This is a genomic window from Mesorhizobium sp. M1406, assembly GCF_040317555.1.
Taxonomy (GTDB): domain Bacteria; phylum Pseudomonadota; class Alphaproteobacteria; order Rhizobiales; family Rhizobiaceae; genus Mesorhizobium.
Genome location: NZ_JAMYKW010000128.1, coordinates 1 through 5876, shown reverse-complemented (window position 1 = coordinate 5876; position 5876 = coordinate 1). Strand labels below are relative to the sequence as shown.

General features: G+C 58.6%; 7 protein-coding genes and 1 pseudogene. 2 read left to right on the top strand and 6 right to left on the bottom strand.

Going from position 1 to position 5876, the window contains the following annotated elements:
* Both NKH03_RS34165 and NKH03_RS34160 read left to right on the top strand, forming a co-directional pair.
* The coding region (locus NKH03_RS34165; protein WP_352973241.1) for an integrase core domain-containing protein at positions 1 to 179 on the top strand (179 nt) is incomplete at its 5' end.
* Positions 176 to 388 (top strand): hypothetical protein, encoded by a 213-nt coding sequence (locus NKH03_RS34160; protein ID WP_352973244.1) that lies wholly within the window; start codon positions 176 to 178, stop codon positions 386 to 388. The genes NKH03_RS34165 and NKH03_RS34160, both read left to right, overlap by 4 nt.
* Positions 389 to 646: 258 nt before the next feature.
* Here NKH03_RS34160 and NKH03_RS34155 read toward each other — a convergent pair whose 3' ends face one another.
* The 6 genes and pseudogenes from NKH03_RS34155 to NKH03_RS34130 form a co-directional block, all read right to left on the bottom strand.
* Positions 647 to 1537: a polysaccharide deacetylase family protein gene (locus NKH03_RS34155; protein WP_352973239.1), complete on the bottom strand. Its 891-nt coding sequence runs from the start codon at positions 1535 to 1537 to the stop codon at positions 647 to 649.
* 275 nt (positions 1538 to 1812) lie between these two features.
* Positions 1813 to 2309, bottom strand: a pseudogene (locus NKH03_RS34150) (UPF0262 family protein).
* Positions 2310 to 2324: 15 nt separating this feature from the next.
* Complete coding sequence (locus tag NKH03_RS34145) at positions 2325 to 3506, bottom strand: acetyl-CoA C-acetyltransferase (protein WP_352973238.1); 1182 nt, start codon at positions 3504 to 3506, stop codon at positions 2325 to 2327.
* 71 nt (positions 3507 to 3577) lie between these two features.
* Positions 3578 to 4207: a 3-oxoacid CoA-transferase subunit B gene (locus NKH03_RS34140; protein ID WP_352973236.1), complete on the bottom strand. Its 630-nt coding sequence runs from the start codon at positions 4205 to 4207 to the stop codon at positions 3578 to 3580.
* A gap of 20 nt (positions 4208 to 4227) precedes the next feature.
* Positions 4228 to 4869, bottom strand: coding sequence for a CoA transferase subunit A (locus NKH03_RS34135; protein ID WP_502913585.1), 642 nt, complete (start codon positions 4867 to 4869; stop codon positions 4228 to 4230).
* A 199-nt stretch (positions 4870 to 5068) separates the two neighbouring features.
* Positions 5069 to 5746, bottom strand: coding sequence for an ABC transporter permease subunit (locus tag NKH03_RS34130; RefSeq protein ID WP_352973234.1), 678 nt, complete (start codon positions 5744 to 5746; stop codon positions 5069 to 5071).
* Positions 5747 to 5876: the final 130 nt, after the last annotated feature.

Genomic DNA, 5876 nt, shown 5'->3' with positions numbered 1-5876 from the left:
ACGGCCGCTTCAGGGCGGAATGTTTGAACGCCCACTGGTTCCTGACGCTTGCCGACGCGGCCGAAAAGTTGGAGGATTGGCGCAGATACTACAACGAGGTGCGCCCACATGGCGCAATCGGGCACAAGGTTCCGATCTCGTTGATCAATCCCGATGGCGCCGTCAGCCCGCCATCGTGAAACAGCCGGAAAACTCCACCTTCCGGCGGTCCAAAGAATGGTATCGGATCAAAAACGGTCGAGGCTCTAATCGCAGCTGGATGACAGTTCAGTGGCAGGTCAAGCAGAATGATGAATGGGCCGTGCAGCGGGCGCGCTATATGACTCTTGAGACCATCAGCCAGATGAGCGATGATCCGCTCATCAGTCTGCCCGCAGTGGCGCGCTGATCAGTCCGGCCCATGCCGGAGAGCACGGCGACCAATGCCGTCAGCTACACCACGCCAGTGGGCACGATCACAGCCTCTGCGCCGGAGGCGGAAGAGATGCTCGGCGAGCGGCTATTTTAGTTCCGGTGATGTCCGCAACTAAGCTGGATTCAGTTTCGATCACAATCTGCACTGGACGGGCAGGCGTTTGATGTTTGAGCCCATTGCCTGAAACGTAACCCTCGTCGGAACTCCTAAGGCTGCAAGAGGTCCAGGCAACTAAAGGGCGGTCGACGCATGCTGAGCCACTTCACGATGTGTGGCAAACCAAACATCGCCTTTGGCTTCTGCCACCCGAATGACTTCCTCAAGAATCCAGATCCTAGAACGATAGCCGATGCGATGAGGGTGCATGGTGAGCTGAAACATTTCACCCTCACTGTATGCTAGCTCGAATTCGCGCAGATAAATCGCTAGCACATCTTCAGGGCTCAACTGCGGCCGAACCGCGGCGGTGAGGCTCATTTCAAAATATGGAGCATCATCGCGTATCCATTCGACCGGAATCTCGATCACACCCGTTCGCTCACCGTTCTCTATTAGCTCATAGCAGCTGTCGTCCGCCATAAGCGACGAGTCATAAAGAAGGCCCATCTCGCGAATAATTGAGAGGGTGTTTTCCGAAAAATCCCACGACGGTGTGCGCACCCCAACAGGCCTGATGCCCGTGAGCTTCTCAAGCGTGTCGGCGCTTCGCCTCATTAATTCGCGTTCGTCTTCCGGCGGCAAATGGGAATTGAGTTCGTGAATCCAACCATGCATGCCGATCTCGTGCCCCTCGTCGATGACCAAACGCTGTTCGTCCGGATAAAGGATCGCTGAGACTGCAGGAACGAAAAAACTAGCTTTGACGCCGTGGTTTCGCAGCACAGACATTATTCGTGGCATTCCTCGCCTGTGACTATACTGCCCGGTCGACATACGGCTAATTGATTTTCCGCCCTCGCACAGTTCGAGCGTGTCGTGGTCAACATCGAATGACAGGGCAACCGCGCAACGTTTTCCGTTAGGCCAAGGTGGGGTCAACTTCTTCCCTGCACGCACGCGGTTGACGCGATAACGCCATTGTTCTTCAAGCCAGCGCCAAGGCTCATTTCCTGATTCAGACATATTAGTTCTCCTCATGGTTAGCGCTGAACTCTGAGTAGGCAGAGTGCCTCTCTCAGTTTTCCGGCTTCGAATCGTTCTACTGTCCTGACGATGAGCCTCCGAGTGCAGGCCGCGACTTCATCACGCCTGCTGCAAGCTATGCACTTCCTTCAATAGGCACATTTTGCAGTAGCGTTTCACCGCTGCGAGCGAAAAAACCGCATATGGGACGTGGTTCCCAACGTGGCAGTCAGTCACTGAGAGACCGGTTAGATAGCGAACGCTTGGGCTTCATGTCAGCTCGATAGAATTCGTTGGTCTGCATTGCGCACCAGCAGGGCGTAGATCAGCGTGAACAGCCGGCGCGCGGTGTCGCTGTCGATATTCACTTCTGTAGACAACCGCGCTCTCAGCAGTTCGGCAGCCTCGTTATGCACCCCACGCCGGCCCATATCGATTGCCTCAAGCCGTTCAGGCCCAGGGTGGCGGATCGCGTCGTAGTAACTCTCGCAGATACGGGTGTAGTCTTTAAGCAATCGGCGTAAGGGCGTGAGCGACAGGTAGTGACTGACAACATGCTCGTCCTGATGTCAGCGACATGCAATGCCAGACGCCCGTCAACCGCTTCGATCCTGAGGCGATAAGGCCCGCCCTCGTGACCGACCGGAATGAATGTATTGGATTCCAAGAGGTCGATGACCGCGAGCGCTTGCTCTCGCTCAATTCCCGCGTCCCGGCCACCGAACGACCGGTCGAGCGATACGTCGCAGAGACGGTATTCGGCGGAGGTCATGGCGCTGCCCTCCCTTCACATCGCTTCCACGCACATGGCAACACCCATGCCGCCACCGATGCAAAGCGTCGCAAGCCCCTTGGAAACTCCGCGACGCTTCATTTCGAAGAGCAGCGTGTTGAGCACGCGGGCGCCGGAAGCACCGATCGGATGGCCGATGGCGATCGCGCCGCCATTGACGTTGACGATGCTAGGATCCCAGCCGAGGTCATTGTTCACCGCGCAAGCCTGGGCGGCGAAGGCCTCGTTGGCTTCGACCAGGTCGACGTCGCCGATCGCCCAGCCGGCTTTCGCCAACGCCTTGCGCGACGCCGGGATCGGGCCGGTACCCATGACCTGCGGATCGACGCCGGCAGTTGCCCAGGACACGATACGGGCGAGCGGCTGCATGCCGCGCCTGGAAGCCTGTGCTTCGGTCATAAGCAGGGTGGCGGCGGCGCCGTCATTGAGGCCCGAGGCATTGCCGGCGGTGACCGTGCCTTCCTTGTCGAAGGCCGGACGCAGCTTCGTCATCTGGTCGAGCGTTGCGCCATGGCGGATATATTCGTCCTGGTCGACGATGACGTCGCCCTTGCGGGTCTTGACGATGAAGGGAACGATCTCGTCGGCGAAGCGCCCTGCCTTCTGTGCCGCCTCGGCCTTGTTCTGCGAGGCGAGCGCGAAGATGTCCTGCTCCTCACGGCTGAGCTGCCACTGGCGGGCGACGTTCTCGGCGGTGATCCCCATGTGGTAGCCGTAGAAGGCGTCGGTCAGGCCGTCCTTGATCATCGTATCGATCATCTTGAAGTCGCCCATCTTCACGCCGCCGCGAAGGTGCGAGCAATGCGGCGCCATCGACATCGACTCCATGCCGCCGGCGACGATGATATCCGCATCACCGGTTGCAATCTGCTGCATGCCGAGTGCGACGGCGCGAAGACCGGAACCGCAGAGCTGGTTCATGCCCCAGGCGGTCTTTTCCTGTGGTACGCCCGCCTTCATAGCCGCCTGGCGCGCCGGATTCTGGCCTTCGCCGGCCTGGAGAACCTGGCCGAGGATCACCTCGTCGACCTCACCCGCTTCGATGCCTGCGCGCTCGAGCACGCCCTTGATGACGGCGCCGCCGAGCTCGTGCGCCGGCGTGTTGCCGAACGCGCCGTTGAAGGAACCGACCGCGGTGCGGGCGGCGCTGGCGATGACTATCGATGGGGTGTTCATGGTGATCTCCTCTATGTCCTTGTGACGCCGACAGAGGCCGGCTCCAGCGTCTCGGCAATAAGCTGTCAGGCCTAGTTGACGATGGTCGCCTCGGTGGCGCTGCGGATCTCGCCGTCGGTGACACCGTCGGCAAGCTCGACCAGCTTCAGTCCGCCATCGACGACCTCGAGCACACCAAGATTGGTGATGATCCGATCGACGACGCTCTTTCCGGTCAGCGGCAGGGTACATGCCTTCAGTACCTTGGATTCGCCGGCCTTGTTGGTGTGGTCCATGACAACCACCACCCGCTTGACACCGGCGACCAGATCCATCGCGCCACCCATGCCCTTGACGAGCTTGCCGGGGATCATCCAGTTGGCGAGGTCACCGTTCTCGGCCACTTCCATGGCGCCGAGGATTGCCATGGCGATCTTGCCGCCGCGGATCATCGCGAAGCTCTGCGCCGAGTCGAAGAAGGCCGAATGCGGCAGCGCCGTCACAGTCTGCTTGCCGGCGTTGATGAGATCGGCATCGATCTGGTCCTCGGTCGGGAACGGGCCGATGCCAAGCAGGCCGTTCTCCGACTGCAGCATCACATGGACGCCTTCGGGAATATAATTGGCGACCAGCGTCGGAATGCCTATGCCGAGATTGACGTAAGTGCCGTCTTCGAGTTCGCGCGCTGCCCGCGCCGCCATCTGGTTTCTGTCCCAGGCCATGTCTTTCTCCTCCCCGCCCTTTAAGCCGCTGCGCGCGTGGTGCGCTGTTCGATCCGTTTCTCGTGCTGGCCCTGGATCAAGCGATGCACATAGATTCCCGGCACATGGATATGGTCGGGATCGAGGCTGCCGACGGGCACGATCTCCTCGACTTCGGCAACGCAGATCTTGCCGCAGGTGGCGGCCGGCGGATTGAAGTTGCGGGCCGTCTTGCGGAAGACGAGATTGCCGGATGTGTCGGCCTTCCAGGCCTTGACGATCGATAGATCCGCGACGATGCCGGTCTCGAGAACATAGGTCTCGCCGTTAAAGGTCTTCGTCTCCTTGCCCTCGGCAACCACGGTGCCGACACCGGTCTTGGTATAGAACCCCGCAATCCCAGCGCCGCCGGCGCGCATACGCTCGGCAAGCGTTCCCTGCGGATTGAACTCCAATTCCAGCTCGCCGCTCAGGTACTGGCGCATGAACTCGGCGTTCTCGCCAACGTAAGAGGAGATCATCTTCCTGATCTGCTTCGTCTTCAGCAGCACGCCGAGGCCGAAGTCGTCGACACCGCAATTGTTCGACGCGATCGTTAGGTCTTTGGTGCCGGCCTCGCGGATGGCATCGATCAACAGTTCCGGAATACCACATAGGCCGAAACCACCCGCGGCAATGAACATGCCGTCGAATAAGAGCCCTTCGAGTGCCGTAGTAGGGCTGTTGAATATGTTTTGCACGTCATCACTCCAATTTCGTCTGTCACCAAGCACGTCATCGACTTCATTCAAAGCGTAGTCTTTTCCGTCCGTAGAACGGCGCGGGGTAACCTGCCGCTATGGCTGGATCCTGGTCGTTATGCAGGCCCGTTGGCTGCGCGACTTACATCGCCGCTCTTTTTCTGATCGCAGCAAGCGCTACATCGATGAGACCAACGATGATCAGGTAAAACACACCGGCCGCGATCAAGGGAGATATATTGTCCGAGTAAATTCTCCCGTAGGAATTCGCGTTACTCAAAACGTCGGAGACGGCGATTGCACTTGCGAGCGACGTGGCTTTGAGGGTAGCAACCAACTCGTTCCCAATCGTCATGACGGAATTGCGGAAAGCAATCGGAAGCACCACACGACGAAGGGCCATTCCATCGGTCATTCCCACAGCCATGCACGCTTCGACTTGGCCCCGTGTTACTGACTTGATTCCACCGCGGAGAACTTCTGCCAGATACGCCGCGTTGTTCAGGCTAAAACCAAGGACGGCAATAGCAAACGAATACCGGAAAAATACGTCCCACAGCGGCCCTTGTCGGATGAAGCCAATGTTCGGCAGGCCGTAGTACAGAAAATAGAGCAATGTCAGAAGCGGAATTGCCCGAAATGAGAATGTGAACGCTTCGCCAGTCCATTTCAGAGTGTAATTGTCGCTATTCACGAGTACCGCCACTCCGGCACCCAATATTATCCCGAAAACCATAGCGAGAGTTGTGAGCGCGATCGTAATAGGGATCCCCCGAGCGATCTGTAGCCACAGTTCCGAATGTAAAAGTAGGTCAAACATCACAGTTGCTTCGCACTCTCAAGTCGGCGCTGAAAGATAGTCAAGATGAACCGCCCCGGGTTGATCGGAGGCTCCAACTCCTGGGAAGGTGGAGCCATGACAAGCAAGACGACCAACAAGTTCTCTCCCG